26 protein-coding genes are annotated in these 24022 nt (G+C 68.4%); 11 read left to right on the top strand and 15 right to left on the bottom strand.

Features of this window, described 5'->3' with window-relative positions:
- The first annotated feature begins 140 nt into the window (after positions 1-140).
- Both AACZ75_RS09510 and AACZ75_RS09505 read left to right on the top strand, forming a co-directional pair.
- Entirely contained in the window at positions 141-1988 is a 1848-nt protein-coding gene (locus AACZ75_RS09510; RefSeq protein ID WP_339872613.1) for a cation:proton antiporter, read from the top strand.
- A gap of 202 nt (positions 1989-2190) precedes the next feature.
- Complete coding sequence (locus AACZ75_RS09505) at positions 2191-2847, top strand: TetR/AcrR family transcriptional regulator (protein ID WP_339872612.1); 657 nt, start codon at positions 2191-2193, stop codon at positions 2845-2847.
- 15 nt (positions 2848-2862) lie between these two features.
- Here AACZ75_RS09505 and AACZ75_RS09500 read toward each other — a convergent pair whose 3' ends face one another.
- Positions 2863-3981, bottom strand: a complete 1119-nt coding sequence (locus tag AACZ75_RS09500) for an aromatic ring-hydroxylating dioxygenase subunit alpha (RefSeq protein ID WP_339872611.1) — start codon at positions 3979-3981, stop codon at positions 2863-2865.
- Between the two features lie 119 nt (positions 3982-4100).
- On the opposite strand from AACZ75_RS09500, the gene AACZ75_RS09495 reads away from it, so the two are divergent.
- Positions 4101-5045 carry an alpha/beta hydrolase gene (locus AACZ75_RS09495; RefSeq protein ID WP_339872610.1) on the top strand — a complete coding sequence of 315 codons (945 nt, stop codon included), beginning with the start codon at positions 4101-4103 and terminating at the stop codon, positions 5043-5045.
- 309 nt (positions 5046-5354) lie between these two features.
- Complete coding sequence (locus AACZ75_RS09490; RefSeq protein ID WP_339872645.1) at positions 5355-7364, top strand: PBP1A family penicillin-binding protein; 2010 nt, start codon at positions 5355-5357, stop codon at positions 7362-7364.
- Positions 7365-7385: 21 nt separating this feature from the next.
- Here the strand turns inward: AACZ75_RS09490 and AACZ75_RS09485 are convergent, their stop codons facing one another.
- Both AACZ75_RS09485 and AACZ75_RS09480 read right to left on the bottom strand, forming a co-directional pair.
- Positions 7386-8399, bottom strand: a complete 1014-nt coding sequence (locus tag AACZ75_RS09485) for a zinc-binding alcohol dehydrogenase family protein (RefSeq protein ID WP_339872609.1) — start codon at positions 8397-8399, stop codon at positions 7386-7388.
- Positions 8400-8444: 45 nt separating this feature from the next.
- The gene (locus tag AACZ75_RS09480) at positions 8445-9260 is read right to left on the bottom strand and encodes an SDR family NAD(P)-dependent oxidoreductase (RefSeq protein WP_339872608.1); all 816 of its coding nucleotides are present in this window, start codon (positions 9258-9260) and stop codon (positions 8445-8447) included.
- Between the two features lie 116 nt (positions 9261-9376).
- On the opposite strand from AACZ75_RS09480, the gene AACZ75_RS09475 reads away from it, so the two are divergent.
- Positions 9377-9748, top strand: a complete 372-nt coding sequence (locus AACZ75_RS09475; RefSeq protein WP_339872607.1) for a helix-turn-helix domain-containing protein — start codon at positions 9377-9379, stop codon at positions 9746-9748.
- Here the strand turns inward: AACZ75_RS09475 and AACZ75_RS09470 are convergent.
- Together AACZ75_RS09470 and phaZ are read right to left on the bottom strand one after the other, a co-directional pair.
- Positions 9745-10461: a SprT family zinc-dependent metalloprotease gene (locus tag AACZ75_RS09470; RefSeq protein ID WP_339872606.1), complete on the bottom strand. Its 717-nt coding sequence runs from the start codon at positions 10459-10461 to the stop codon at positions 9745-9747. The two genes, AACZ75_RS09475 and AACZ75_RS09470, sit on opposite strands and share 4 nt — an antisense overlap.
- Positions 10427-11707, bottom strand: coding sequence for a polyhydroxyalkanoate depolymerase (gene phaZ / locus AACZ75_RS09465; protein ID WP_339872605.1), 1281 nt, complete (start codon positions 11705-11707; stop codon positions 10427-10429). The genes AACZ75_RS09470 and phaZ overlap by 35 nt, the downstream gene beginning before the upstream one ends.
- A gap of 175 nt (positions 11708-11882) precedes the next feature.
- On the opposite strand from phaZ, the gene AACZ75_RS09460 reads away from it, so the two are divergent.
- Complete coding sequence (locus tag AACZ75_RS09460) at positions 11883-12434, top strand: sigma-70 family RNA polymerase sigma factor (protein ID WP_339872604.1); 552 nt, start codon at positions 11883-11885, stop codon at positions 12432-12434.
- Positions 12434-12805, top strand: coding sequence for a DUF6768 family protein (locus AACZ75_RS09455; protein ID WP_339872603.1), 372 nt, complete (start codon positions 12434-12436; stop codon positions 12803-12805). The genes AACZ75_RS09460 and AACZ75_RS09455 overlap by 1 nt, the downstream gene beginning before the upstream one ends.
- Here AACZ75_RS09455 and AACZ75_RS09450 read toward each other — a convergent pair.
- Complete coding sequence (locus AACZ75_RS09450) at positions 12802-13428, bottom strand: SCO family protein (RefSeq protein ID WP_339872602.1); 627 nt, start codon at positions 13426-13428, stop codon at positions 12802-12804. The two genes, AACZ75_RS09455 and AACZ75_RS09450, sit on opposite strands and share 4 nt — an antisense overlap.
- 55 nt (positions 13429-13483) lie before the next feature.
- On the opposite strand from AACZ75_RS09450, the gene AACZ75_RS09445 reads away from it, so the two are divergent.
- Entirely contained in the window at positions 13484-14995 is a 1512-nt protein-coding gene (locus AACZ75_RS09445) for an ActS/PrrB/RegB family redox-sensitive histidine kinase (RefSeq protein ID WP_339872601.1), read from the top strand.
- Positions 14996-15011: 16 nt separating this feature from the next.
- Positions 15012-15566 carry an ActR/PrrA/RegA family redox response regulator transcription factor gene (locus AACZ75_RS09440; RefSeq protein ID WP_339872600.1) on the top strand — a complete coding sequence of 185 codons (555 nt, stop codon included), beginning with the start codon at positions 15012-15014 and terminating at the stop codon, positions 15564-15566.
- A gap of 130 nt (positions 15567-15696) precedes the next feature.
- On the opposite strand, the gene mmcB is transcribed toward AACZ75_RS09440, so the two are convergent.
- Positions 15697-16155 (bottom strand): DNA repair putative endonuclease MmcB, encoded by a 459-nt coding sequence (gene mmcB, locus AACZ75_RS09435; RefSeq protein ID WP_339872599.1) that lies wholly within the window; start codon positions 16153-16155, stop codon positions 15697-15699.
- Positions 16156-16259: 104 nt separating this feature from the next.
- Here mmcB and AACZ75_RS09430 point away from each other — a divergent pair, with 104 nt between their 5' ends.
- Positions 16260-17243: an IS1595 family transposase gene (locus AACZ75_RS09430; RefSeq protein ID WP_339872598.1), complete on the top strand. Its 984-nt coding sequence runs from the start codon at positions 16260-16262 to the stop codon at positions 17241-17243.
- A 163-nt stretch (positions 17244-17406) separates the two neighbouring features.
- On the opposite strand, the gene AACZ75_RS09425 is transcribed toward AACZ75_RS09430, so the two are convergent.
- The 6 genes from AACZ75_RS09425 to thpR form a co-directional block, all read right to left on the bottom strand.
- Positions 17407-18270, bottom strand: coding sequence for a hypothetical protein (locus tag AACZ75_RS09425; RefSeq protein ID WP_339872597.1), 864 nt, complete (start codon positions 18268-18270; stop codon positions 17407-17409).
- 270 nt (positions 18271-18540) lie between these two features.
- The gene (locus AACZ75_RS09420; RefSeq protein WP_339872596.1) at positions 18541-18789 is read right to left on the bottom strand and encodes a hypothetical protein; all 249 of its coding nucleotides are present in this window, start codon (positions 18787-18789) and stop codon (positions 18541-18543) included.
- A 40-nt stretch (positions 18790-18829) separates the two neighbouring features.
- Positions 18830-19198 carry a hypothetical protein gene (locus AACZ75_RS09415; RefSeq protein ID WP_339872595.1) on the bottom strand — a complete coding sequence of 123 codons (369 nt, stop codon included), beginning with the start codon at positions 19196-19198 and terminating at the stop codon, positions 18830-18832.
- 82 nt (positions 19199-19280) lie between these two features.
- Positions 19281-19826: a lipocalin family protein gene (locus tag AACZ75_RS09410; RefSeq protein WP_339872594.1), complete on the bottom strand. Its 546-nt coding sequence runs from the start codon at positions 19824-19826 to the stop codon at positions 19281-19283.
- A gap of 59 nt (positions 19827-19885) precedes the next feature.
- Entirely contained in the window at positions 19886-20452 is a 567-nt protein-coding gene (locus tag AACZ75_RS09405) for a GNAT family N-acetyltransferase (RefSeq protein WP_339872593.1), read from the bottom strand.
- Positions 20449-20988: an RNA 2',3'-cyclic phosphodiesterase gene (thpR, locus tag AACZ75_RS09400; protein ID WP_339872592.1), complete on the bottom strand. Its 540-nt coding sequence runs from the start codon at positions 20986-20988 to the stop codon at positions 20449-20451. Before thpR ends, AACZ75_RS09405 begins: the two co-directional genes overlap by 4 nt.
- Positions 20989-21114: 126 nt before the next feature.
- Here thpR and AACZ75_RS09395 point away from each other — a divergent pair, with 126 nt between their 5' ends.
- A complete protein-coding gene (locus AACZ75_RS09395; RefSeq protein WP_339872591.1) occupies positions 21115-21864 on the top strand; it encodes a Bax inhibitor-1/YccA family protein in 750 nt (249 codons plus the stop codon).
- Positions 21865-21921: 57 nt separating this feature from the next.
- On the opposite strand, the gene AACZ75_RS09390 is transcribed toward AACZ75_RS09395, so the two are convergent.
- Positions 21922-22266, bottom strand: coding sequence for a DUF2794 domain-containing protein (locus tag AACZ75_RS09390; protein WP_339872590.1), 345 nt, complete (start codon positions 22264-22266; stop codon positions 21922-21924).
- A gap of 321 nt (positions 22267-22587) precedes the next feature.
- The gene (locus tag AACZ75_RS09385; protein WP_339872589.1) at positions 22588-23988 is read right to left on the bottom strand and encodes a trypsin-like peptidase domain-containing protein; all 1401 of its coding nucleotides are present in this window, start codon (positions 23986-23988) and stop codon (positions 22588-22590) included.
- Between the last annotated feature and the right edge of the window lie 34 nt (positions 23989-24022).

Raw genomic sequence — 24022 nt, 5'->3', positions numbered from 1 at the left:
GGTCGTCGACGACCCTACGCCGCGCGCGGCATGCGCAGTCTAAAAAATTTGTCATGAAAGGGCCGGTCGCGCTCGCCACGGACCGGTGTTCCGGGCGACAATAGCGTTCGAGCCCGAAACACGCACGACGGAACAAACACATGACGCCAGGCCACGGCGGCGGCGAATACAAGGATCTGGTGGTCTTCCTGGCGGCGGCCGGCGTGGTCGTGCCCCTGTTCAACCGGTTCAAGATCAGCCCCGTGCTGGGCTTTCTCGCGGCCGGGGTGCTGCTGGGCCCCGACGGTCTGGGGCGTCTGGCCGTCGATGCGCGCTGGCTGACCTGGCTGACCATCAGCGATCCGACCCAGATCCGTCAGCTCGCCGAGCTGGGCGTCTCCTTCCTGCTGTTCATGATCGGTCTGGAGCTGTCATGGGAACGGCTGAAGGCGATGCGGCGGCTGGTGTTCGGCTTCGGCCTGTCGCAGGTCGTGGCCTGCACGGTGGCCCTGTCGGCCGTGTTCATGGTGATGGGACAGACCCTGGTGTCGGCGGCCGTGCTGGGCATGGGCCTGGCCCTGTCCTCGACCGCCGTGGTCATGCCGGTGATGGCCGAGCGCGGCCGGCTCAAGGCCCTGGCGGGTCGGGCCACCTTCTCGGTGTTGCTGGCCCAGGACCTGGCGGTGGCCCCGATCCTGATCACGATCACCGTGCTGGCCGCCCTGGGCCAGAGCGGCGGCGACCTCAGTCCGGCCCTGCTGGGCTCGGCCCTGTTCACCCTGATTCCAGCGGCCGTCGGCCTGGCCATGCTGGTGCTGCTGGGACGGCTGGTGCTGCGGCCGATGTTCCGTTCGGTGGCGCGCGCCCGCGGTCGCGGCCAGGGCCAGGAGATGTTCATCGCCACCTGCCTGCTGGTCGTGGTCGGGGCCGGGGTCGCGGCCCAGGCCGCGGGCCTGTCGATGAGCCTGGGCGCGCTGATCGCCGGCCTGCTGCTGGCCGAGACCGAGTTCCGGCGCGAGATCGAGGTCTCGATCGAACCGTTCAAGGGGCTGCTGCTGGGCGTGTTCTTCGTCGGCGTCGGCATTTCGCTGGACCTGGACGCGATCGCCGCCAATCCGGTCGGTGTCTTCGCCCTGGCCGCCGGCCTGATCGTCCTGAAGGCCGGCATCATCTTCGGCCTGGCGCGGAAATGGGGTCTGGGCGCGCGCACGGCGATCGAGACCGCCCTGGTGCTGGGACCGGCGGGCGAGTTCGCCTTCGTCATCCTCGGCACCGGCATGGCCGAGGGGGTGGTCGACCCGGCCTTCGCCCAGACCCTGATGCTGGCGGCGACGATCAGCATCTTCACCGTGCCGCTGATGGCCATGCTGAGCCAGAAATTCCTGCGGGAGGCGATCCGGATGGCCCCGGCCATGCTGCCGCCCGAGGCGCTGGAGGCCCCGCCGGCCCAGGGACAGGTGCTGATCGTCGGCTTCGGCCGGGTCGGGCGACTGGTCGGCGAAATGCTGGCCGAGCACGGCCAGGCCTTCGTCGCCGTGGATGCCGATCCGGCCACGGTGGCGACCGGCCGGCGCGACGGCTTCAACGTCTACTACGGCGACGCCGGCCGCCAGGACCTGCTGGCCCGCTGCGGCATCGACGAGATGCGGGCCCTGGTGGTGACCATGGACGCGCCGGGCAAGGTCGACGAGGTGGTGATCGCGGCCCGCGCCCTGCGCAAGGACCTGGTGCTGGTCGCCCGCGCCCGCGACGACCGCCACGCCGTGCGCCTGTACCGGCTGGGCGTCACCGACGCGGTGCCGGAGACGACCGAGGCCAGTCTGCAGCTGGCCGAGAACACCCTGGTCGACCTCGGGGTGCCCATGGGACTGGTGCTGGCCTCGATCCACGAACGGCGGGCCAAATTCCGGTCCCTGTTCCAGGAGGCCATTCCCGAGGGCGCAGCACGACGACCGGTCCGGGGCTTGCGCACGCCGGCCCGCACCGGCTCCCTGCGTCCGGGCGGCTGAACCGGGGCAAAACGCCGCAGGATGGGGAGGGGGCGTTAATCTCCAGACCCCAATTTGGTCATCGTTCCGTGATGAAAGCCCCGCCTCCGCTCGTCGCAGAGTCGGGATTTCCCGCGTCCGCGCCCGACCGTCCGTTTCAGTTGCCGACCCGCCCCTCCCTCCCCGGAGTACGGCCCCCCTCTTCAGTCGAGTCATCCATTTCATGCGTAACCCCGATCAGACCTCCACCGCCGCCACCGACCCGACCCAGCCGCGCCTGAACCGGCGCCAGGCGGCCAAGGTGCGCACGCGGCAGAAGGTCCTTGACGCCGCCCGGAGCCTGTTCGCCGAGCGCGGCTATGACGCGGCCACCATCCGCGACATCGCCAAGGGGGCCGGCATGTCGACCGGGGCCGTCTTCGCCAATTTCCAGGACAAGGCCGAACTGTTCGAGGCCGTGCTCGGTCAGGACATGGCCCGGATGACCGAGATCCTGAAAGGCGGCGTCGTCGCCGACGCCCCGCTGCGCGAGCGGCTGCTGGGCGCGATGAGCGCCGGCTACCATGCGTCGCTGGACCAGCTGCCGCTGGTGCAGGCGGTCGTGGCCCGCTCGTGGTTCCAGCCCCAGGCGGCCGAGCTGCGCACCCGCGTCGCCATCAAGGACCTGGTCATGGTCATCAGCGACGTGCTGCAGTCCGGCATCGGCGGCGGCGAGTTGAAGCAGGACACCGATGTCCGCCTCGTCAGCGAACTGGTCTGGGACGCCTTCCTGTCGAATTTCCGCCGCGCCGCCTATGACGGCTGGACCCTGGAACAGCTGACGACCCAGGCCGGCAAACAGCTGGACCTGATCCTCGCCGGCGCGCTGATCCGCCAGTAGGCCGACCCCGGCCGGTCAGCTCTTCCAGCGCAGGACGGCCGGTTTGACCGGATTGACGAACGGGCGGCCCTCGGCCCGGCTCCGGGTCCATTCCCGTTTCAGCTGCTGGTACCATTTGGCCTGTTTGTCGGCGTCGTCGATCCAGATCAGGGCCGGGTCGTAGCGCAGGCCCGCGTTCTGCAGGTTCACCATGCCGCCGTCCTGTTGCAGGAAGGCGCGCACGCCCAGCCGCAGGAAGGGCCGGGCCAGGGCGAAGACCCAGTGGTCGGACCAGAACATCTGGGTGATGCGGGTGCGGCTGTCGTCCAGCGGCGTCAGACAGGTCAGGGCCAGCACCTGTTTCGCGCCCACCTGGATATGTTCCCAGCGATAGCCGGGCAGGCGGAAGGTGATCTCGGTCGCCGGGGCCCCGCCGAGAATACGATAGGCGCGGCTGTTCGACGACGGCGCGTGGCGCACCATGGCGAAGCCCTGGTCGCGCGGCGCGAAGGCCTTGGCCTTCTCGTGCATCGACCGGGTCGAACGCCACCACCACTGCTGATGCACATAGGGGCCGTGCGCCGGGTCCATCAGGCCGACGACGGCATGGTCGATATGGGCGTCGAAATCCATCGACTCGACCAGCTTCGCCCCGCCGCCGACGACGCCGGGGAAGAGCGGCGGGTCGTGGTCGGGTTCGGCCCCGGCGCGCGGATCGGCGGCCATCCAGACGAACACCATCCCCTGGCTCTCGCGCACCGGATAGGCTCGCACGCGGATGCGGTCGGTCTCATAGGGCTGATCCTCGACCAGCGAGGGGATGGCGGCGCAAACCCCGTCCGGGCGGAAGCGCCAGCCGTGGTAGCAGCACTCGATCGTCTCGCCCTCGCCCGGATGCTCGACCAGCGTCCCGGCCGACAGCGGCGCGGCGCGATGCGGGCAGATGTCGCGCAGGGCATAGACCTGGCCGGCACGGGTCCGGCCGACCAGCACCGGCTCGCCCAGCAGCAGGTGGCGCGCCAGGGCGGCGGGGGCCACGTCCCGCGACAGGGCGACAAAATACCAGGCGTCGCGCACATAGCCGGTGCCGAAGGCGGGCGGCGGGGCCTTGGCGGCGTCACGGGGCTGGACCGGATCGGCGGCTGGTGTCTTCATACCCCCTGTGTATCAAGCTGCACCGCTGTCGCCGAGAGCGGGATAGATCAGATTTCAACAAAGCACTTTACGCACCAAAGCATATGGGGCACCATCAGGCCTCAATCAGGGAAACCGTAATGATCCGCACCGTCCTTCTCGCCTCCGCCTGCCTCGTGCTGGCAGCGCCCGCCGCCCTGGCCCAAACTCACGGAGGGGGCCACGGCACCGGCCACACCGCCGCCGTGCCGGCCGGACACGGCCATCACCATGCCGATTTCGAGTCGGGTCGATTCCATGTGCGCGTCGACGGGGCGGGCCCGGATGTGATCCTGATCCCGGGCCTGAGCTCCTCGCCCGAGGTCTGGGACGGTACGGTCGAGGCCCTCGGCGGTCGCTACCGGGTCCACCGCCTGCATATCCAGGGCTTCGCCGGGGCCCCGGCCGAGGACAATGCCGCGGGACCGGTCTCGGCCCCCGTCGCCGAGGACCTGGCCCGCTATATCCGCGAGCAGGGGCTGGAGCGGCCCGCGGTGATCGGCCACTCGATGGGCGGGACCATCGCCATGATGCTGGCCGCGCGCCATCCGGACCTGGTCGGCAAATTGATGGTCGTCGACATGGTGCCCTTCATGGGGGCGATGTTCGCCGGACCCGGGGGCACGCCGGAGTCCGTGGCCCCGGTCGCGGACCAGATCCAGGCCGCCATGGCCAACGGCCCGGAGGACGCCTACCGCGCCCAGCTCGAGTCAACCATCAGCAGCATGATCCTGACCGAGAGCCGGCGTGCCGGGCCGCTGGCCGACGGGCTCGCCTCCGACCGCAAGGTTTCCGCCGCCGCCTATCGCGAACTGATCGTCACCGACCTGGGCCCGGAACTGGAGCGCATCACCGCCCCGACCGAGGTGCTGTACGTCAAGTTCAACGACCCGCGCATGACGACGGCGATCACCGACAGCATCTATGCGGGGGGCTTCTCCCGCCTGCCCGGCGCGACCCTGAAGCGGATCGATGACAGCGGCCATTTCATCATGCTGGACCAGCCCGAGCGGTTCGCCGCCGAGGTCGAGGCCTTCCTGCAATAGGCGACCGGCAGGACCCGGGCCCTTGCGGCCAGGCGAACCGGGCGGCAACGCGGCCCCCGGTTCGCCTGGCAAGTGAACGCAATTTTAGAATGATCGCCGACAAGGTCATGGTTTCGGCGGATTGCCGCGTCACCGTCCGTTGACGGACGCGGGGGCGTTTGCGTGTTGCGTCGAATGGTCTAGGACCGAACGACGGTTGGCGAGAGGGTGTTCATGGCGGGTCCAGGGTCTGGGCGGTGGTTCGGGCTCGGTCCCGGCAAGGGTGGCGGCGCGGCGCGTACGCCGCTGCAACGCCTGTTGTACTGGGGCATGGTGCTGGCCATCTGGGGTGCCATCTTCCTGCTGGTCTTCTTCGCGGTGTTCGCGCGCGACCTGCCCGACACCTCGACCCTGTATGAAATCGACCGCCAGCCCTCGATCACCTATCTGGATCGCAACGGGGCCCTGATCGCGGTGCGCGGCACCCAGCAGGCTCCGCCGGCCGACCTCGAGGCCCTGCCGGACTATGTCCCGGCCGCCTTCATCGCCATCGAGGATCGTCGCTTCTACATGCATCCGGGCTTCGACCCGATCGGCATGTCGCGGGCCATGGCCGCCAACATGCGGGCCGGGCGGGTGGTCCAGGGGGGCTCGACCCTGACCCAGCAGCTGGCCAAGAACCTGTTCCTGACGCCGGACCAGAACCTGAAGCGCAAGGTCCAGGAACTGATGCTGGCCGTCTGGCTGGAGCTGAAATTCAGCAAGAAGGAAATTCTCGCCCTCTATCTGAACCGGGTCTATTTCGGCGCCGGGGCCTATGGCATCGAGGCCGCCTCGCAGCGCTATTTCGACAAGGGCTCCAAGGACCTGACCGTGGGCGAGGCCGCCCTGCTGGCCGGCCTGCTGAAGGCCCCGTCACGCTATTCGCCGGTGTCGGAGCACGAACGCGCCGCCGCCCGCGCCACCGTGGTGCTCAACGAGATGGAGAACGCCGGGGTCATCACGCCCGAACAGCGCGCCGCCGCGGTGCTGGAACCGGTCCGGGTGTCGCGCACCCTGGCGACCCAGCATGCCCAGTATTTCATCGACTGGCTCGACAAGCAGATCCGCGGCCTGGTCGGCGAGCCGACCGAGGACATGATCGTCGAGACCACCCTCGACCTGACCCTGCAGACCGCGGCCGAACGCAGCGTGCGGCGGATCCTCGACCGCGACGCGTCACGCGGCGTCGAACAGGCCGCCCTCGTCGCCCTCGACGGCGACGGCCGGGTCCGGGCCATGATCGGTGGCGGCTCCTATGCCGACAGCCAGTTCAACCGCGCCGTCGATGCCCGCCGCCAGGCCGGTTCGGCGTTCAAGCCGTTCGTCTATCTGGCGGCGCTTGAGGCCGGCTATACGCCCGAGTCCCGCGTCGTCGACGAACCCGTCCGCATCGGCAACTGGTCACCGCGCAACTATTCCGGAAACTTCATCGGCGAGACGACCCTGGCCACGGCCGTGGCCCAGTCGACCAACACCGTCGCCGCGGCCCTGGCCGACCGGGTCGGCCGCGACAACGTCGCGCGCGTCGCCCATCGTCTGGGCATCACCAGCCGCATCGGCCTGGAGCCGGCCATGGCGCTCGGTGCCGTCGAGGTGTCGCCGATCGAAATGGCCCAGGCCTTCGACGCCTTCGCCAACGGCGGCCAGCGCGCCACCGCCTATGGCATCAGCCGCATCCGTACACCGCGCGGCCGGGTCATCTATCAGCGCGCCGCCCGCGAGGGCCGGGCCCTGCAGGTGATCAACAATCCGCCCCTCTACTATATGAACCAGATGCTGCGCGGCGTGGTGACGTCCGGGACCGGCCGTTCAGCGGCCATCGCCGGGCGCGACATCGCCGGCAAGACCGGCACGACCTCCGACTACAAGGACGCCTGGTTCGTTGGTTATACCGGCGGCTTCGTCACCGCTGTCTGGGTCGGCAAGGACGACAACTCCGCCATGCGCGGCGTCACCGGCGGCGCGGCCCCGGCCGCCATCTGGAAGAGCTTCATGGAGGCGGCCCTGCCGCGCCTGAACGTGATGGCGATTCCCAACGGTCCGCCGATGCCCGAGGGCTGGCAGGCGACCAATCCCGTGCAGGACCTGATCAGTTCCGTCGGCGACCTGTTCGCCGACGAACCACCGGTCAGCGATGAGCCCGCGCCGCCGGTCGAGACACCGGCGCGCCCGGCTCCGGCCCAGCCGGTGGTGCGACCGACCGCCCCCCAGCCGACGCAGCGTCGCGAGGAGCCCCCGGCGCAACGGCCCGAACCGACCCCGCCGCCCGAAAAGAAGGCCGAGCCCCTGTTCTTCTAGGGTTGACCACGCGCGGTCGGGTCAGAAGCCTTCCAGCACCAGCTTGCCGCGCGCCCGGCCGGTCTCGAGCGCGGCATGGGCCCGTTTCAGATTGGCGGCGTTGATCGTCCCCAGGGTCTCGGTGACCGTCGAACGGATCTTGCCGGCATCGACCAGGTCGGCGACGGCATTCAGAATCTCGCCCTGACGACCGATGTCGACGGTGTTGAACAGCGAGCGGGTGAACATCAGTTCCCAGTGGACAGACAGCGACTTGGCCTTGAATGGCATGATGTCGAAGCTCTCGGGATCGTCGATCAGGCCGAACCGGCCCTGCGGCGCGATCAGCTCGGTCAGCTGTTCGATGTAGAGATCGGTGCGGTTGGTCGAGAAGACGAAGCCCGGCTGACCGATGCCCAGGGCCTCGATCTGCGGCGGCAGGGGCTGGCTGTGGTCGATCACATGATGGGCCCCCAGCTCACGCACCCAGGCCTGGGTTTCGGGCCGCGAGGCGGTGGCGATCACGGTCAGGTCGGTCAGGGCCCGCAGCAGCTGGATGGCGATCGAACCGACGCCACCGGAGCCGCCGATAATCAGGATCGCGGGGGCCGCGCCGGGGACGGGCTCGCTCACACGCAGGCGATCGAACAGCATCTCGTGGGCGGTCAGACTGGTCAGCGGCAGGGCGGCGGCCTCGGCGGCCGATACCGACGCCGGCTTGCGCCCGACGATCCGTTCGTCGACCAGATGGAACTCGGCATTGGTGCCGGGGCGGTTGATCGCACCCGCGTACCAGACCACGTCGCCCGGCCTGAAGGCCGACGCCCGGTCACCGATCGCGACGACCTCGCCGACGGCGTCCCAGCCCAGCACCGCCGGGGTGTCGCCCTCGGCCGGGCGGCCCATGCGGATCTTGTAGTCGACAGGATTGACCGAGACGGCCTGGACCCGGACCAGAAGGTCGTGGCCGGTCGGGACCGGGGTCGCCATCTCGAAATCGATCAGGGCGTCGTGGCGGTCGAGCGGACCGGGGGATCTGTAACCGACGGCTTTCATGGGCATGTCCTTGTCTGAATCGGGGTCGGCGTTGTCGCCGCGGGATCAGGAATTCGGCCGGGGGACCGCGAGACAGGTCTCGATCGCGCCCACGACGGCCGCGACCTTGAGCGGGTCCCGCGCGTCGCGATGCGGGTCGGCGAAGCGGCCGGAGTCATTGTCGAAATACCGGCCCGAGGCGGTGGCGAATTCGTCGGCCAGGGCCGCGCGCACCAGGATGTCGGCCCCGATGCCGATATCCTTGCCGGGGATACCATAGCCCTCGCGCACCATCTTGCTGGCCAGCAGCGAGCCGGGGTTGACGGCGACCACGACCGGGCCATCCGCGCCCAGGGTCCCGGCCAGATGTTGCGACCACATGGTCAGGGCCAGTTTGCTCTGAGCATAGGCTGCCCCGGGATCCAGCGTCGCCCCGCTGGTCAGCGCCGCAATGTCGACCGGGGCCTGGGCCGCCGAGGACAGGTTGACGATCCGCCCGCCCGGACCGAACCGCGGCAGCAGCCGTTGCGTCAGCGAATACGGGGCGAGGGTGTTGACCACGAACCGCACATCCATGCCGTCCGCCGACACCGGATCGGGCGTCATGAACACACCGGCATTGTTGATCAGCACATCCAGTCGCGGGTGTCCTGCGGTCACCGCGTCGGCCAGGGCCTCGACCTCGTCCAGGCGCGACAGGTCGGCGAGGAAGGTCTGGACCGGCCCCGCACCCGGCAGGGCGGCAAGCGTCGCCTGTATGGCGGCCAGTTTGGCCGCGCTGCGACCGTGCAACAGGACAGTGTGACCGGCCACGACCAGTCGCTTCGCCGTCTGCAGGCCGATGCCGTCGGTCGCGCCGGTGATCAGGATTGTCTTGGCCATGGAAGGACTCCTTCGTTCAGGGACCGCCGCGCTTTTGACAGCCCGTGTCAGCACAGGCATATGTCCGGGCAGGGTGATTGGTGCAAGTACGCACCTTTTCTGCCTATAGGTACATAATGGATACCACTAGTCCCGGCCCCGACACGAGCATCGCCCGCTTCGACCGCTATGACTGCAGCGACGGCTGCCCGGTCGAGGCGGCGCTGGAGCAAATCTCCGGCAAGTGGAAGGGGTTGATCCTGTTTCACCTGCTGGACGGGACCCTGCGCTTCAACGGACTGGCGCGGCGTCTGGGCGGGGTGACCCAGCGCAGCCTGACAAAACAGCTGCGCGAGCTGGAAACCGACGGCATCGTGCACCGCGAGGTCTTCGCCGTGGTGCCGCCGCGGGTGGAATACAGCCTGACCGACAAGGGTCGGCGTCTGCGCACGGTGATGGAGGCCCTGCGCGACTGGGGCTCGCAGTATCCGAAACGGCCCGGAAGCTAGCGCCCCACGGCGTGCAGGCTGGCCCCGTGATCGCGCAGCCAGCGCCGGTGTGGTGACGGGTCGCCAATTAGTTCGTGCACCACGGCCCAGTAGGCCGGGCTGTGGTTGGCGTGGACCAGGTGGGCCACCTCATGGGCGGCCAGATAGTCGAGCACCGCCGGCGGGGCCATGACCACCCGCCAGGAATAGCGGATCGTGCGTCGGTGCGGACTGCACGAGCCCCAGCGCGAGCGACCGTCGGCGATCGAGACCTGGACCGGCTTCTGGCCCAGCGCCCGCAGATGGATGTCGGTGCGGGCGACCAGGGCGCGGCGCGCCTCGCGCTTCAGCAGGTTCTGGACGCGGCGCGAGAAGGCCTCCCCCTCGCCGCCGGAGATGATGACCGGACCGGCGGCGTCGCTCGACAGGCGCGCGGCCCCGGCCCCGCCGCCGGCCACCAGCCGCATCGACTGCCCCGACAGGGAAACCGTGCTGCCCGGCTCCAGCGGCAGGCCCGCCGGACGGGCCGTCAGCCGCTCGAGGATCCAGTCGGTCCGTGTGCGGGCGAAGGCCACCGCGTCGGCGAGGCGGCGTTCGCTGGGGGCCACGGCCACGGCCTCGCCGGCCCGCGCGTCGATGCGGATCGAGATGCGCCGGGCGCGGGGATTGACCGACAGGCGGAGGGCCAGGCCCTCGCCGTCAAGCGGCAGTCTTTGCCCGTTCCGGTACAGCACAGAGGCTCTCGTTGGCGGTGATGAAGTCGCGCACCCGGGGGTAGATCTCGTCCCGGAAGCGGCGACCGTTGAACACACCATAGTGGCCGACGTCCGGTTGAACATAGAGGACGCGACGATCCTCGGCGATGTTCGGGGTCAGGCCGTGCGCCGCCTGGGTCTGGCCGACGCCGGAGATGTCGTCCTTCTCGCCCTCGACCGTCATCAGGCCGATGTCGGTGATCTTGGTCAGGTCGACGGTGCGGCCGCGGTGCTCCAGCAAGCCACGCGGCAGCAGGTGCTGCTGGAAGACGATGTCGATGGTCTGGAGATAGAACTCCTCGGTCAGGTCCAGCACCGACAGGTATTCATTGTAGAAATCCTCGTGCCGGGTGGTCTCGTCGCCGTCACCGTTGACCAGGTTCTCGAAATACTGGCGGTGGGCGTCGATGTGGCGTTCCTCGTTCATCGACATGAAGCTGAACAGCTGGACGAAGCCCGGATAGACGCGCCGGCCGAAGCCGGGATAGGGCCAGGGCACGGTGTGGATCATGTTCGACTTGAACCAGGCGAAGGGCCTGGCCTCGGCCAGCTGGTTGGTTTCGGTCGGCGACAGGCGGGCGTCGATCGGCGAGCCCATGAAGGTCATGGAGGCGGGCCGGTTGGGGTCATTGTCCTCGGCCATCAGGGCACAGGCGGCCAGCACCGGCGGGCCCGGCTGGCAGACACCGACGACATGGGCGCGCGGGCCGATCACCGCCAGCATGTCGCGCACGTGGTCGATATAGTCGGAAAAGTCGAACCGGCCTTCCAGCATCGGCACCTGCCGGGCATTGACCCAGTCGGCGACATAGACGTCGTGGTCCTGCAGGAAGCCCTCGAGCGTGCCGCGCAGCAGGGTGGCATAGTGGCCGGACAGCGGGGCGACGATCAGCACCGCCGGGGCGGCGGCGGGCTTGCCGGCCCGTTTCAGGTCACCGATGTGGCGGGCGAAGCGGACCAGCCGCACCCAGGGCGAGGACCAGACCACCTGTTCGGTGGTGCGCACCGTGTGGTCGTTGATCGTGACCGTCTCCAGGCCCCAGGCCGGCTTGCCGTAGCGTCGCGTCAGCCCCTCGAACAGCTCGGCCGAGGCGAAGGCGGTGCGGCCGACCGCCGTGTCGGCCGCCGGGTTGAACGGCGAATTCCAGAACTGCCGGGCCATCTGGGCCCCGATCCGGAACGGCGAGGCCGAGTGATAGGCGAGCTCGTGGAGGGAATAGAGCATGAAATCCTGGGGTCGACACCGCACTGATGCGGCAGTGCAGCATACAACGCATGGAGCTGCAAAAGGGTTATCAATTTTCACGTGATCTCCGGGGGCACCGCGTCGGCGGCGCGACGCCATTGAACCGGCCGACCGGATCGGCGCACCTCTAGGGCAACGGAGGAACACCGGGACGATGATCCGGACCAGGACACAGCTGTTCGACGACTATCTGGTGGCGGCGGCGCGCACCGGGGACCGCAAGGCCTTCGCCCTGCTGGCCCGGCGCTGGCAGGGGCGGCTGCTGGCCCACGCCTGGCGGCTGACCGGCGAGGTCGAGCTGGCGCGCGAGGCGGCCCAGGACGGCTGGATCGAGATCGTGCGCAGCCTGGGCCGGTTGCGCGACGACCAGGCCTTTGCCGCCTGGGCCTATCAGATCGTGTCGCGCCGCTGTGCCCGGCGCATCGGCCAGCGGCAGCGCGGGCGGGCCCTGGTCTCGGCCGTGACGGTCGAACACGCGCCGGACAGCGGCACGGTCGAGGACGGTGACGCCGTCATCACCCCGGCCGTGGCCCGGGCCCTGGCGGCCCTGCCCCCGGACCAGCGGGCGGCCATCGCCCTGTTCCACCTTGAGGATCTGAGCATCGCCGAGACGGCGATCGCCCTGAACGTGCCGGCGGGCACGGTGAAGACCCGCCTGATGCATGCCCGGCGCAAATTGCGCGCGGCGCTGGAAGGAGACCTGTGATGCAGGATATCGACCGGATGATCGACGAGGCCCTCGAGGGCGAGAACCAGACCCTGTTCCGCGAGACCGCGCGCGAGCCGGGCTATTTCAACCAGGCGTTCGGTATCTTCAGCGGCGGCATGGGCTGGGCCAATGCCGTGCTGATGGTGACCCAGGGGGTGATCTTCATCGCCGGGGTCTGGGCCGGCTGGCGCTTCTTCCAGGCGACCGACACCCTGTCGGCCCTGCACTGGGGCCTGCCCGCCGCCGTGCTGGTGCTGATGGCCACCATTCTGAAGACGGCGCTGATGCCGGTTCTGCAGGCCAACCGGGTGATGCGCGAGTTGAAGCGGCTCGAGCTGCAGATCGCCGTGAGCCGCGGGGTGCCCTAACCCCGCGCCATGGCCCGCCGGATGACCTCGGCCGAGCGTTCCGGGCCGAGGTCACCGGCCAGGGCGCTGCGGAACCGGCCGTCGGGCCCCATCAGATAGACGGTCAGGGAGTGGTCCATCGTATAGCCCTCGCCCTCGCCGACCTTCTGGTAATAGGCGCGATAGGCGTCGGCCGCGGCCCGGACCTGGTCCGGGGTACCGGTCAGGCCGATGACGCCCGCGGGGAAGCCGTCGCTGGACAGGTAGTCCTTCAGCACCCCCGGGGTGTCGCGCTCCGGGTCGACGCTGATGAAGACGATCTGCAGAGGGTCGGCCCGGTCGCCCAGCCGGTCCTGGGTCGCCTTCAGCGTGGCCAGGGTGGTGGGGCAGTAGTCCGGGCACCAGGTGAAGCCGAAGAAAACCAGGGTCCATTTGCCGTCCAGCATCGTCTGGTCGACGGGATGGCCGTCCTGATCGACGAGACTGAACGGACCACCGACGCTGGGCTGGCCGGTCGAGGACACCGGCTGGCTGCCTGTGGCGGCATTGTCGCGGCCGTTGACCACGACCAGGGTGGTGACGGCCAGAGCAACCGCGGCGGCGAGGCAGAGACCGGCGAACAACAGGACAGAACGACGCGGCATCCAGGACTCCCGGGGAATTCACCCACTTCGGGTGCGAGCCGTCTATAGAAGAGGGGTGAGCCCGACCCAAGACCCCGCATCGTCGCATGCGACCGGCCGTTTCGCCGGCTGGCGCAACCTGTCCCGGCGCAGCCGCGGCCTGTCGTTGCGGACGCTGGTCATCCTGCGCTGGCTGGCCATCGCCGGCCAGAGCGCCACCATCCTCGTCGCCACCGCCTTCCTGCATTTCGACCTGCCGCTGTGGCCCTGCCTCGCGGTGATCGGGGCCAGCGTGGCCATGAACCTGTGGGCCACGACCCGGCTGAAGCCGACCGACGGCCGCTTCAGCGACGGCAGCGCCACCGCCGCCCACCTGGGCTTCGACATCCTGCAGCTGACCGCCCTGCTGGCCCTGACCGGCGGGCTGGAGAACCCGTTCTGTCTGCTGCTGGTCGCCCCGGTGACGGTCTCGGCCGCCTCCCTGCCGGCGCGTCAGGCCATCCTGCTGGGGCTGATGGTGCTGCTGGCGACCATCGCCCTGTTCTTCTGGGCCATGCCCCTGCCGTGGGAGGCCGGCACCGAATTGAGCCTGCCGCCCCTGTATCGCTTCGGCACCGCCCTGGCCCTGATCACCGGCGTGGTCTTCACCGCCACCTATGCCTGGCGCGTCGCCACCGAGGCCGAGAAGCTGGAACTGGCCCTGGCCACGACCCAGGACGTGTTGCAGCGCGAACAGCGACTGGCGGCGCTGGGCGGGCTGGCGGCCGCGGCGGCGCATGAGCTGGGCACGCCCCTGGCCACCATCCAGGTGGTGGCGCGCGAACTGTTGCGGGCCTCGCCGCCCGACGGCGGGGCGGCCGAGGACGCGGCCCTGATCGTGCAGCAGGCCGAGCGCTGCCGCGGCATTCTCAAGAAGCTGTCGCAACAGCCCGAGGCGGGCGACGCCCTCTATGCCGACGTCGGGCTGGAAGCCCTGCTGGAGGAGGTGGTCGAGCCCCATCGCGGCTTCGATCTGGAATTCACAGTCGCGGTGCGCACCCCGCCGGGCGAAACCGCACCGCGGGTCCAGCGCATGCCCGAGGTGATCCACGGCCTGTCGGCCCTGGTCGAGAACGCCGCCGATTTCGCCAACCACCGGGTGCGGGTCCAGGCCCGGGTCGAGGCGGACACGATCACGATCGAGGTGGTCGACGACGGCCCCGGCTTCGCCGGCGAGATCCTGCCGCGCCTGGGCGAGCCCTATGTGACCAGCCGTCCCCAGGGCAAGGCCCGTCAGGCCCTGGCGGCCCAGATCGCCGCGGCCCGGCCGACCCTGCCCGGCCGCAAGGGCAGGAAGGGCAGGAAGGCCCTGCCGGCGGCGACCAACGCGCCGACCATCACGCCCAGCCAGGGCGGCATGGGGCTGGGCTTCTTCATCGCCCGGACCCTGCTGGAACGGACCGGCGGTACCGTCACCGTCGGCACCGGCGACGGCGAGAAGGGCCAGCCGAGGGGGGCCCGGGTCGCCATCCGCTGGCCACGCCCGGCCCTGGAAATGCCCGCCGACGAACGTGACACCTTGACCGCAGGCGCGGCGCGCCCAAGTTGAACGCAGGAGAACATTGATGCCCGACCTCGAAGCCCGGATCGCCGCCGCCCCGGACAAGACCCTGCTGTTGCTGGACGACGATCAGGCCCTGCGGACCCGGATGGGCCGGGCGCTGGAGAATCGCGGCTTCATCGTCACCACCGCGGCCTCGGTGGCCGAGGCCCGCGAGGCCCTGCGCACCTCGGTTCCGGCCTTCGCCGTGCTGGACATGCGGCTGGACGACGGCAACGGGCTGAAGATCGTCGAGGCCATCCGCGAGCAGCGCGAGGACGCCCGTATCGTCATGCTGACCGGCTACGGGGCCATCGCCACGGCCGTGGCCGCGGTCAAGGCCGGGGCCGTCGACTATCTGCAGAAGCCGGCCGACGCCGACGATGTGGTCAAGGCCCTGATGGCCGCCGGCGAGACGGCCGAACCGCCGGACAACCCGATGAGCGCCGACCGGGTGCGCTGGGAACACATCCAGCGGGTCTATGAGCTGTGCGAGCACAATGTCTCGGAGACCGCCCGCCGCCTCGGCATGCACCGGCGGACGCTGCAGCGGATCCTGGCGAAGCGCGCACCGCGGTAGGGAGGGCTTGGGGAGGTAGGGCTTAGGGCTGCGGCAACGCCGTCTGCCAGACCCAAGGGCCGCGCTGCCCCCTTCATCCTCCCGCCCCTATTCCTGAGCCCCAAGCCCTACCTCCCTAAGACCTACCGCCCTACCCCCTCGCCTCGTCCCGCAACGTCCGCATCGCCCCCAGCCGGGCGAAGGCGAGGGTCAGGGCCTTGCGGCGGGCCGGGGCCAGGGGGCTGGACGGGGCCTCGCGCACCACCGCCCCGCCGAAGCCGTCGGCGACGATCAGGCCCGGCTCACCGGGCAGGACGCCCTCGGGGAATTCGGGGGCCACGGCGAAGAAGAAGGCGTCGCAGAACGGCGCATACTCCCCCCATTTGCGGTCGACGCGATAGTCGTCGAGGCCCGACTTGACCTCGCAGATGACGATGTCGCCGCGCCGGCCCAGGGCCATGACGTCGGCGCGGCGGCCGTTGGGCAGGCCCACCTCCAGCAGCGGCGCATAGCCCATGTGGCGCAGCAGCCGCCCGGCCCCGCGCGTCACCGCCAGGGTGGTCTGCGGGCGGCTGAAGACGAGATCGATTTCAAGCAGGGCGGCGGCCATCGACCCACTATGTTCGCCTTGCGTTCACGGGGCAAGGCCGCGGCGTATCCGTATTTGACAAACCCACGGAAAATGGTAGGATGAAGGGGTAAGGAGAATCCCCCGTGTCCGTTCTGTCGAAGCCCTATTTTCACGATGAAGCCGCCGCCTTTGCTTTCGTTGAAGGCATCATCTGGGGAAGCGAGCCGGTGTGCCCGCATTGCGGCGTCGTGGGCCGGTCCTACGCCCTCAAGAACGTGCGCTCCAAGCCCTCGAAGAAGAACCCGGAAGGCGTGGTTCGCCACGGCCTGAAAAAGTGCGGCGACTGCCGTAAGCAGTTCACCGTTCGCAAGGGCACCATCTTCGAGGAAAGCCACCTGCCTCTGAACAAGTGGCTACAGGCGATCTACCTCATGTGCTCCAGCAAGAAGGGTATCAGCGCCCTCCAACTGGAGCGCACCCTTGAGGTCCAATACAACACCGCGTGGTTCCTGGCCCATCGCATCCGTGAGGCTATGCGTTCGGGCGAGCTTGCCCCGTTCGGTCAAGGCGGCGGCGCTGTGGAGGTGGACGAAACCTACATCGGCTTCGATCCCGACCACCCCGTCAAGCAGGGCCAAAAGGTCCGCACACCCCACAAGAACAAGGTCATCAGCCTAGTCGATCGCTCGACCGGTCGCGCCAAGTCCTATGTCGTGGACCGCGTGGACGTCGGCACCGTCGCTGAAATCCTGTCCGCCAACGTCAGCCGCGAGGCTCACCTGATGAGCGATCAGGCCCGCGTCTATCAGACCATCGGCTGGAACTTCGCCGGTCATGGCGTCGTCGATCACTCGCGTGAGGAATACGTCTCGCGAGACAACCCGATGGTTCACACCCAGAGCATCGAGGGCTATTTCAGCATCTTCAAGCGCGGCATGAGGGGCGTCTATCAGCACTGCTCCAAGAAGCATCTGCACCGCTATATGGCCGAGTTTGACTTCCGCTACTCCAACCGGTCCGCGACCGGCTGCGAAGATCAGGAGCGCGCCCTTCGTGCGGTGCTCGGCGTCGTGGGCAAGCGGCTCACATACCGAGGGGGAGCTAACCGCCGGCCCCAAACCGCCTAAGCGAATCAAGCCGAGACGTCGCAGTCGCTGGCGCACTAAATGTTGAGTGCGAATCGGCCCTCAACACAACCTGTTGCGCAAAAACATCTTGCGTTCAAGGCGCCGAATCGCCATCTTGTCAAGTGACCCTGAGGGAACCGAAGCCCCACGCTTGCGTCGGACCCTAATGTAGGTTTTCTCGGGGTCGCCGCTTCCCCAACCTCCGGTCAATTACATGCCCTCGCGGCATGAACAGCCAATGGCGGTATGGGTGCGTCCAGCGGTCCGACGGGCCGTAGTGGCAAGCTGTCCCGACCCCCACATTGAAGTTCGGATAAATCTTCCGGATTTCCTCGTTGATCGCCCTATACAGCCGCTCTTTCGCCACGGTCCGTTTGCCCCGTCGGTACTTACCAGCTGGGATGGTTCTCAGCTTGTCGTTCAGCTTGGACGACATGGAGCCGAGGATGATGTCGAGGCCTTGAAGGATCGCGTGCTTTTTGGAATCGACGTCGTTGATCGTGGCTTTCGGGATGTAGAGATTACAGCCTCGCATCCACGACGATCCTGGAATGCGACACAGATAATCTCGAAAGCGGTCCACGCGCTCCTTCGTGTCCGGGATCTTATCCGGAAGGACCGTCACAAACACCGCCTGATACGGGTTGTGGTCGGCGAACTTCAGGCCAAACGCGTGCTTTATGAACTGATAGTAGAGCAGGAAATATTGGTCATCGTGGTGGCGTTTCTGGAGGTTTGTGGGCACCCGCATATTCTGGGTGAACATGATCCTCACCTTTAGGCGAGAGGTCGCGACGTATGAGAAATAGACCTTGATAAACGCTATGTAGCGATCAACGCAGGACTGATCGACATTCTGCCACTTAAGTTCGTGGGTGAGGCCGAGTTCTTCTTTCTTGGCGTCCAGTTCACGGTTGATCGCTTGCTGTTCTGTTGCTGACAGCAAAACACCGCCGAAAAAATTCGAGAAGAACCTGCCGCGCTTGTCGGATTCGTCCGCGTAAATTACATAATGTTTGTCAGCCATGAGGTGTTGAATTGGCCGCCGACCCTGAATCGAGTCAACCAGACAAGTTCCGCGACCTAGCCCGTGAGCTAGAGTGCGACGAGGACGAAGCCGCGTTCAAGGACAAGGTGCGGAAGGTGGCTACTGGGCCTAAGCCGGAGACTGAGCCGGAGACGAAATGAACCCGCTCCTCGTCATCTTTGGAGCGCTGGTCGTCCTAATCGCTATTGGCCACTACATCCTGAAGCGGTTGGATCGCATCATCGCCCTGCTGGAGCAGCGTCGCGACACCTAAGCGACGCGCGCCAAGATCAGCAGGCCCACGACCACTAGCGCCCAGACGCCGCGCGAGACGTTCACGGTCTGGCGGTGGCAGTCCACGAGCATCGAATAGATCAGAACAAGGTCCTGCCGAGCGTGGACCGTGGCGATAGCTACGGCGTGCTCGTCGGCTACCGTGTCGCTGTCAAAAGCCTCGCTGAACGAGCCCCGCTGAAGGGTGCCCGCGCGGGCCATCGCGTCTCTCGTCGGAAAGAACATCCCACCCCTCCACCATATCGGAGCCGCCCAATGACGACCGCTATTCGGCCTTCTGCGCCGCCCGTTCCGCTTCAAAGGCAGCGACCTCTGCCTCAATCCGTTCAGCAACGGCTCGAAGCATTGGAGCGAGCTGTTGAGCACCTTCAGCTTCAATGCTTGCGTACTGATCATCTCGGTTCGCGCCGCTAAGGGCTACGGTCCAATGGAAGGTGTTCCTGACTTCTGCGCCGCCCATCTTGAAGTCGCATGAGATCATGTAGGTGACCTCATAACGAGAGGACGCGCCCGGCTGACCCATGTTGTTGATGGTGATATTGTCGCGCGTCTCTGACGTTGCGGGCGTCGGCTCTACCTCGCCGAAAAACCGGACGGACCCGTTGCCGTAGCGGACTTCTGTCAGATCAACCATCGCGCCCTCCAATAGTGCAGGCTCCCGCATAACACGATTCGTTTTCCGGTTGTGTCAACTACGGATACGCCAAGGCCGCGTCTCAGCGTCCGGTATGCACCGGATTGGCGGTGTTGAACCCGAGCGCGGCGGCGCGCGCCAGGATCCGGCCGCGGGTCGCCTCGGACGGGCTCTGGCTGCGGTTCCAGATCCACCAGCCCGACTTGTCGGGCAGGCCCATGATGACCCAGCTGTAGTCCGGGGCATGGTCCCAGACCCAGTAGTTCTGCCCGGCCAGGCCGCCGAAACTGAGCAGGCCGGTCAGGGTGAAGCGGAATTTGGCATTGGTCGTGGTGTCGGTCACCCGGGCATTGGCGCGCAGGGTCTCGACCCCGCCGTCGGCGCGACGGGTACAGGTGACCAGCAGGCCGTAGCGATCGGCGCGCGCCTGGGGCGTGAAGTCGATCTGGGCCCGGCGGCAGTCCTTCTGCACGTCATTGGGATTGCGGGCGATCTCGAACCAGCGGCCCTCGAACCGGTCCAGATCGACATGCCGTGACTGGGCCGCGGCCGGACCGGCGGACAGCGCCACGGCGGCCGCCAGGGCGGACATCAGGACGGTGAGGGGGCGGGGACGGATCGCGGACATTCGGGAACTCCTGGGTCTCGGGTCCCGACAGATACGGCCGGGACCGGCCTTCGGTTGCCTCAGCCCGTGCCGAGGCTGCGCCGGCGGTTGTCGCGCCATTCGTCCCGGGTCTGGCCCCACAGGTCGATGGTGGCCGCCTCGAACGGGGCCGGAAGCTGTCCCGGACCGCGGTTGCGGGACCCCAGCCGCTCGGCCAGCCGGATCGAGGCCGCATTGTCCGGGGCGATGCAATGGATCACCTCGCTCCAGCCCAGATGGTCGAAGGCATGGTCGATGGCGGCCGTGGCGGCCTCCAGCGCATAGCCCTTGCCGGCGGCGTCGCGGTGCAGGCTCCAGCCGACCTCGGTACCGGGCCAGCCATGCGGCTGCCACGGACCGATGCGGCCGATCCATTGACCGCTGGACTTCTCGATCACCGAGAACATCGCCACCCCGGTCAGGGTCCAGGCCCCGGCCATGGCCATCATCGACCGCCACACCTGGGACGGGGCCTGGACACCGCCGATGAAGCGCGCCGTCTCCTCATCCGCCATGAAGTCGCACCAGCGCGCGAAATCGGCCTCGGCCGTGGGGCGCAGGATCAGCCGGGCGGTTTCGAGGGTCGGACCGGGGGCGGGACGGGTCACAGCGGAAACTCCTGTTCGAGCGTGTAATGGCTGCCGCTGTCCGACAGGACGCTGGACCACAGGCCGAAACGGTCGATGCGGATCGGCGGCGAGTGCAGCAGGTTGTGGCCCGCCATCCAGGCCGCGATCCGGGCCGGGTCGGTCTGCGGCTTCAGATAGGCCAGGGTGACGTGCGGTCGGTAGGCGCGGTGCTCCATCCGGATGCCGGCCCGCTCGGCCGCCGCGCGGCAGCGACCGGCCAGGGCCGTCAGTGGGCCGGACGGTTCGACCCCGGCCCACAGGGTCTGGCGGCGATGCACCTCGCCGAAGGCCCCGACCCCGTTCAGGGTGATCGCGAACGGTCCGCCGCTGGCGGCCCGGCCCAGCTCGGCGACCAGATCGTCGGCCCGACGTTCGTCGACGTCGCCATAGAAGGCCAGGGTCACATGCAGGGCCTCGACCGGTCGCCAGCGCGCGCCGGGCAGGCCGCTCTGCCGCCGCGCCAGGGTCTCGGCGACGTCGAACGGAATCGGCAGGGCGGCGAACAGACGGATCATGCGCTGTAGGTAGCGATCATCGGTCGCGGCCGGAAGCCCGGAATCCCTTGCATCCGGGGGTCACGATGACGATATTCATGGCAACGCCGGGGGTTTGACCCGGCCCCGATTTGGAGACGGTTCGCGATGAGCGATTTCAGAGGCGGTTTTTCGAGACCCGCGCCCGCAACGGCCGACATGGCCGTGGATACCGGCCTGCGCGCCTTCATGCTGGGCGTCTATAACAAGCTGGCGCTCGGCCTGGTGGTGGCCGGGGTGCTGGCCTATGTCACCGGCAATGTGCCGGAGGTTCAGGCCCTGCTGTTCCAGCGGGGCGCGGACGGCCGCATCGGCCTGACCATGCTGGGCATGATCGTGCAGTTCTCGCCGCTGGTGATGCTGTTCGGCTCGATGTTCTTCATGAAGAACCCCACAGCCGGTGGCGTGAACCTGCTGTACTGGGCCGTGGTCTCGACCATCGGCGCGGGCATGGGCGTGCTGTTCCTGATCTATACCGGCACCTCGATCGCCACGACCTTCTTCGTCACGGCGGCGGCGTTCGGCGGGCTCAGCCTGTTCGGCTACACGACCAAGAAGGACATGTCCGGCATGGGCACCTTCCTGATCATGGGCGTGATCGGCCTGGTCATCGCCATGGTGGTCAACATGTTCCTGCAGTCCGGCATGATGGCCCTGGTCATCTCGGGCCTGGGCGTGCTGATCTTCTCGGGCCTGATCGCCTATGACACCCAGCGGCTGAAGATGACCTACTACCAGCTGGGCGGCAACGAGGCGGCGATGGGCGTGGCCACCGGCTTCGGAGCCCTCAGCCTGTTCATCAATTTCGTCAACCTGTTCCAGTTCCTGCTGATGTTCATGGGCGGCAGCCGCGACTAGGCCTGCCGATACCGACGACCGAAACGGGGCTCCGGCGGAAACGCCGGGGCCCTTTTTCTATTTGACGACGGCGAAGCGGCGGCTGTCGAAGACCCGCAGCACCTGGGCCAGGTCACGGCCGCGCTTCAGCACCAGACCGCCCTCGCCGATCACCGCCCACTGACCCTGTTTCAGGCGCAGGGCCGGGCGCTTTTCGATACGGCAGGCCGGGGCGTCGCCCGAGCGGCGGAAGGCGGCGAATTCGGCCACGTCGCCATGGCCGACCATCGCATAGTCGCGCCACTCGCCCGCCGCGACCATCCGGCCATAGACCCGCAGGATCAGATCCAGCTCGGGCCGGTCGAAGAAGACGGGGGCGGTGCCGCAGGCCGGGCTGCCACCACTGGCGGACTCATCGGTCATCGCCGGCCAGATTAGGTCGGCAGGCCGGAAATACCAGCCCGCGCAACCGCAACGGCACCGGCTTCGGTGACAAATTCGCACGCGACACGAAATCGCCCCCTTTCGGTCCAGCGCCCGCCTGTTTGGGCGTCGAAACAGGAGTCATCGGCCTGTTGGAGTTCGGAGCGGTCCCGGATCCTGAACAGCCCCCCCAGCCCCCCTGGATTTCTCCACCAAGGGCTTCGACGGGCCGATGCTTCCTCCAAAGCGAGACGCCCGCTCAGCCATCCTCCCCCCCTCCGGCAGAGCGGGCGTTTTGCTGTCCGGGACCCCGGCGGGCGGTCAGCCGGCCAGGGCGATCGTCACCGTCCGTCCGTCACGCAGCACGGTCAGGTTCAGGCCGCCGGTCGCCGCCGTCATGGCCGCGGCCAGGGCCCCGATGTCGCCCACCGCCACAGCCCCCACGGCCGTGACCACATCCCCGGCCCGAAGTTGCTGCATGGCCGCGATCGACCCGCCCTCGACCGCCGTGACCAGCACACCGTCCCGGGTCACGCCGTCGGCCGGTCGCAGATTGCGGAAGCCGGCCCCGTAGGCCAGGACCTCGGTCGCGCCGAGGACGACCCGATCGGGACCGGCCACCGCGACCTGCAGGCTCGTCGTGTATTCGCGTCCGGCGCGCAGATAGGCCAGCGGCAGCCGCGCCCCGGGCGCGGCGATGCCGATCGTGGCCCGGACCGAGCCGGCGTTGGCGACCGGCCGGTTCTGGATCCGGGTGATGATGTCGTTGCGCTGCAGGCCCGCCGCTTCGGCCGGCGAGCCGGGGGCGACGTCGTCGACGACGGCACCGCGCACGACGCTCAGCCCCAGGGCCCGGGCCCGTTCGGCATTGAGCGAGCCGAAAATGGCCCCGGTGCTGCCGCGACGGACCTCGCCGAACTCGCGCAGCTGGCCGACCACATGCAGCATGATGCGGCTGGGCACGGCGAAGGCGATGCCGTCATTGCCGCCGCCGCCGCCCGACAGGATCGAGGTGTTGATGCCGATCAGCCGGCCCAGGCTGTCCAGCAGCGGGCCGCCGGAATTGCCGGAGTTCACCGCCGCGTCGGTCTGGATATAGTCCTCGACCGCATCGCCCATGCCCGAGCGCCCGAGCCCGGAGATCACCCCCATGGTCAGGGTCTGGTCCAGACCCAGCGGATAGCCGACGGCAAAGGCCAGGTCGCCGCTGCGCAGGGCGTCGGAATCGGCCACCGCCACCTGGGTCAGGCCGTCGAGCGCGATGCGCAGCACGGCGAGGTCGGTCGCCTTGTCGGTCCCGATCAGGGTGGCGTCGACCAGGCGGCCGTCCAGCAGGTCGACGGTGAACTTGCTGCCGCCCTCGACCACATGGTTGTTGGTGACGATGATGCCGGTGGCGGCGTCGAGGATGACGCCCGACCCCGTCGCCATGGGCTGGGGTTCATTGTCGTCCGAGCGCGGCCCTTCGGACCGCCCCTGGGTGGTGACCTGGACCACGGCCGGCAGGGATTTCTCCAGCTCCGAGGCGAAGCTGAAGACGCCGCGGCGCGTGTCGAAGGGGATCGGGGTGACCGTCGCCGCCCGGGCCTGGGGGGGCGCGGGCCGGTCGGCGGACTGGGCCTGGGCCGGCAGGCTGGCCAGCAGCCCCACGATCGCCGCCAGCACCACGGCCCGGGCGGTGCACACCGTCAGACGCTCATCCCGGAAATTGACACGCTGCATCATCGCCCCCCTGTGATCGCCCGACCCTAGCGCG

The organism is uncultured Brevundimonas sp. (assembly GCF_963975535.1).
Taxonomy (GTDB): domain Bacteria; phylum Pseudomonadota; class Alphaproteobacteria; order Caulobacterales; family Caulobacteraceae; genus Brevundimonas.
The sequence above is the reverse complement of the archived record's forward strand: the minus strand, read 5'-3'. Positions and strand labels throughout refer to the sequence as shown.

What these genes read in the sequence shown, in the direction of transcription:
- AACZ75_RS09510 (WP_339872613.1), top strand. Translation starts at nt 141, where the DNA reads ATGACGCCAGGCCACGGCGGCGGCGAATACAAGGATCTGGTGGTCTTC.
- AACZ75_RS09505 (WP_339872612.1), top strand. Translation starts at nt 2,191, where the DNA reads ATGCGTAACCCCGATCAGACCTCCACCGCCGCCACCGACCCGACCCAG.
- AACZ75_RS09500 (WP_339872611.1), bottom strand. Translation starts at nt 3,981, where the DNA reads ATGAAGACACCAGCCGCCGATCCGGTCCAGCCCCGTGACGCCGCCAAG.
- AACZ75_RS09495 (WP_339872610.1), top strand. Translation starts at nt 4,101, where the DNA reads ATGATCCGCACCGTCCTTCTCGCCTCCGCCTGCCTCGTGCTGGCAGCG.
- AACZ75_RS09490 (WP_339872645.1), top strand. Translation starts at nt 5,355, where the DNA reads ATGGTGCTGGCCATCTGGGGTGCCATCTTCCTGCTGGTCTTCTTCGCG.
- AACZ75_RS09485 (WP_339872609.1), bottom strand. Translation starts at nt 8,399, where the DNA reads ATGAAAGCCGTCGGTTACAGATCCCCCGGTCCGCTCGACCGCCACGAC.
- AACZ75_RS09480 (WP_339872608.1), bottom strand. Translation starts at nt 9,260, where the DNA reads ATGGCCAAGACAATCCTGATCACCGGCGCGACCGACGGCATCGGCCTG.
- AACZ75_RS09475 (WP_339872607.1), top strand. Translation starts at nt 9,377, where the DNA reads ATGGATACCACTAGTCCCGGCCCCGACACGAGCATCGCCCGCTTCGAC.
- phaZ (WP_339872605.1), bottom strand. Translation starts at nt 11,707, where the DNA reads ATGCTCTATTCCCTCCACGAGCTCGCCTATCACTCGGCCTCGCCGTTC.
- AACZ75_RS09460 (WP_339872604.1), top strand. Translation starts at nt 11,883, where the DNA reads ATGATCCGGACCAGGACACAGCTGTTCGACGACTATCTGGTGGCGGCG.
- AACZ75_RS09455 (WP_339872603.1), top strand. Translation starts at nt 12,434, where the DNA reads ATGCAGGATATCGACCGGATGATCGACGAGGCCCTCGAGGGCGAGAAC.
- AACZ75_RS09450 (WP_339872602.1), bottom strand. Translation starts at nt 13,428, where the DNA reads ATGCCGCGTCGTTCTGTCCTGTTGTTCGCCGGTCTCTGCCTCGCCGCC.
- AACZ75_RS09440 (WP_339872600.1), top strand. Translation starts at nt 15,012, where the DNA reads ATGCCCGACCTCGAAGCCCGGATCGCCGCCGCCCCGGACAAGACCCTG.
- mmcB (WP_339872599.1), bottom strand. Translation starts at nt 16,155, where the DNA reads ATGGCCGCCGCCCTGCTTGAAATCGATCTCGTCTTCAGCCGCCCGCAG.
- AACZ75_RS09425 (WP_339872597.1), bottom strand. Translation starts at nt 18,270, where the DNA reads ATGGCTGACAAACATTATGTAATTTACGCGGACGAATCCGACAAGCGC.
- AACZ75_RS09420 (WP_339872596.1), bottom strand. Translation starts at nt 18,789, where the DNA reads ATGTTCTTTCCGACGAGAGACGCGATGGCCCGCGCGGGCACCCTTCAG.
- AACZ75_RS09415 (WP_339872595.1), bottom strand. Translation starts at nt 19,198, where the DNA reads ATGGTTGATCTGACAGAAGTCCGCTACGGCAACGGGTCCGTCCGGTTT.
- AACZ75_RS09410 (WP_339872594.1), bottom strand. Translation starts at nt 19,826, where the DNA reads ATGTCCGCGATCCGTCCCCGCCCCCTCACCGTCCTGATGTCCGCCCTG.
- thpR (WP_339872592.1), bottom strand. Translation starts at nt 20,988, where the DNA reads ATGATCCGTCTGTTCGCCGCCCTGCCGATTCCGTTCGACGTCGCCGAG.
- AACZ75_RS09395 (WP_339872591.1), top strand. Translation starts at nt 21,115, where the DNA reads ATGAGCGATTTCAGAGGCGGTTTTTCGAGACCCGCGCCCGCAACGGCC.
- AACZ75_RS09390 (WP_339872590.1), bottom strand. Translation starts at nt 22,266, where the DNA reads ATGACCGATGAGTCCGCCAGTGGTGGCAGCCCGGCCTGCGGCACCGCC.
- AACZ75_RS09385 (WP_339872589.1), bottom strand. Translation starts at nt 23,988, where the DNA reads ATGCAGCGTGTCAATTTCCGGGATGAGCGTCTGACGGTGTGCACCGCC.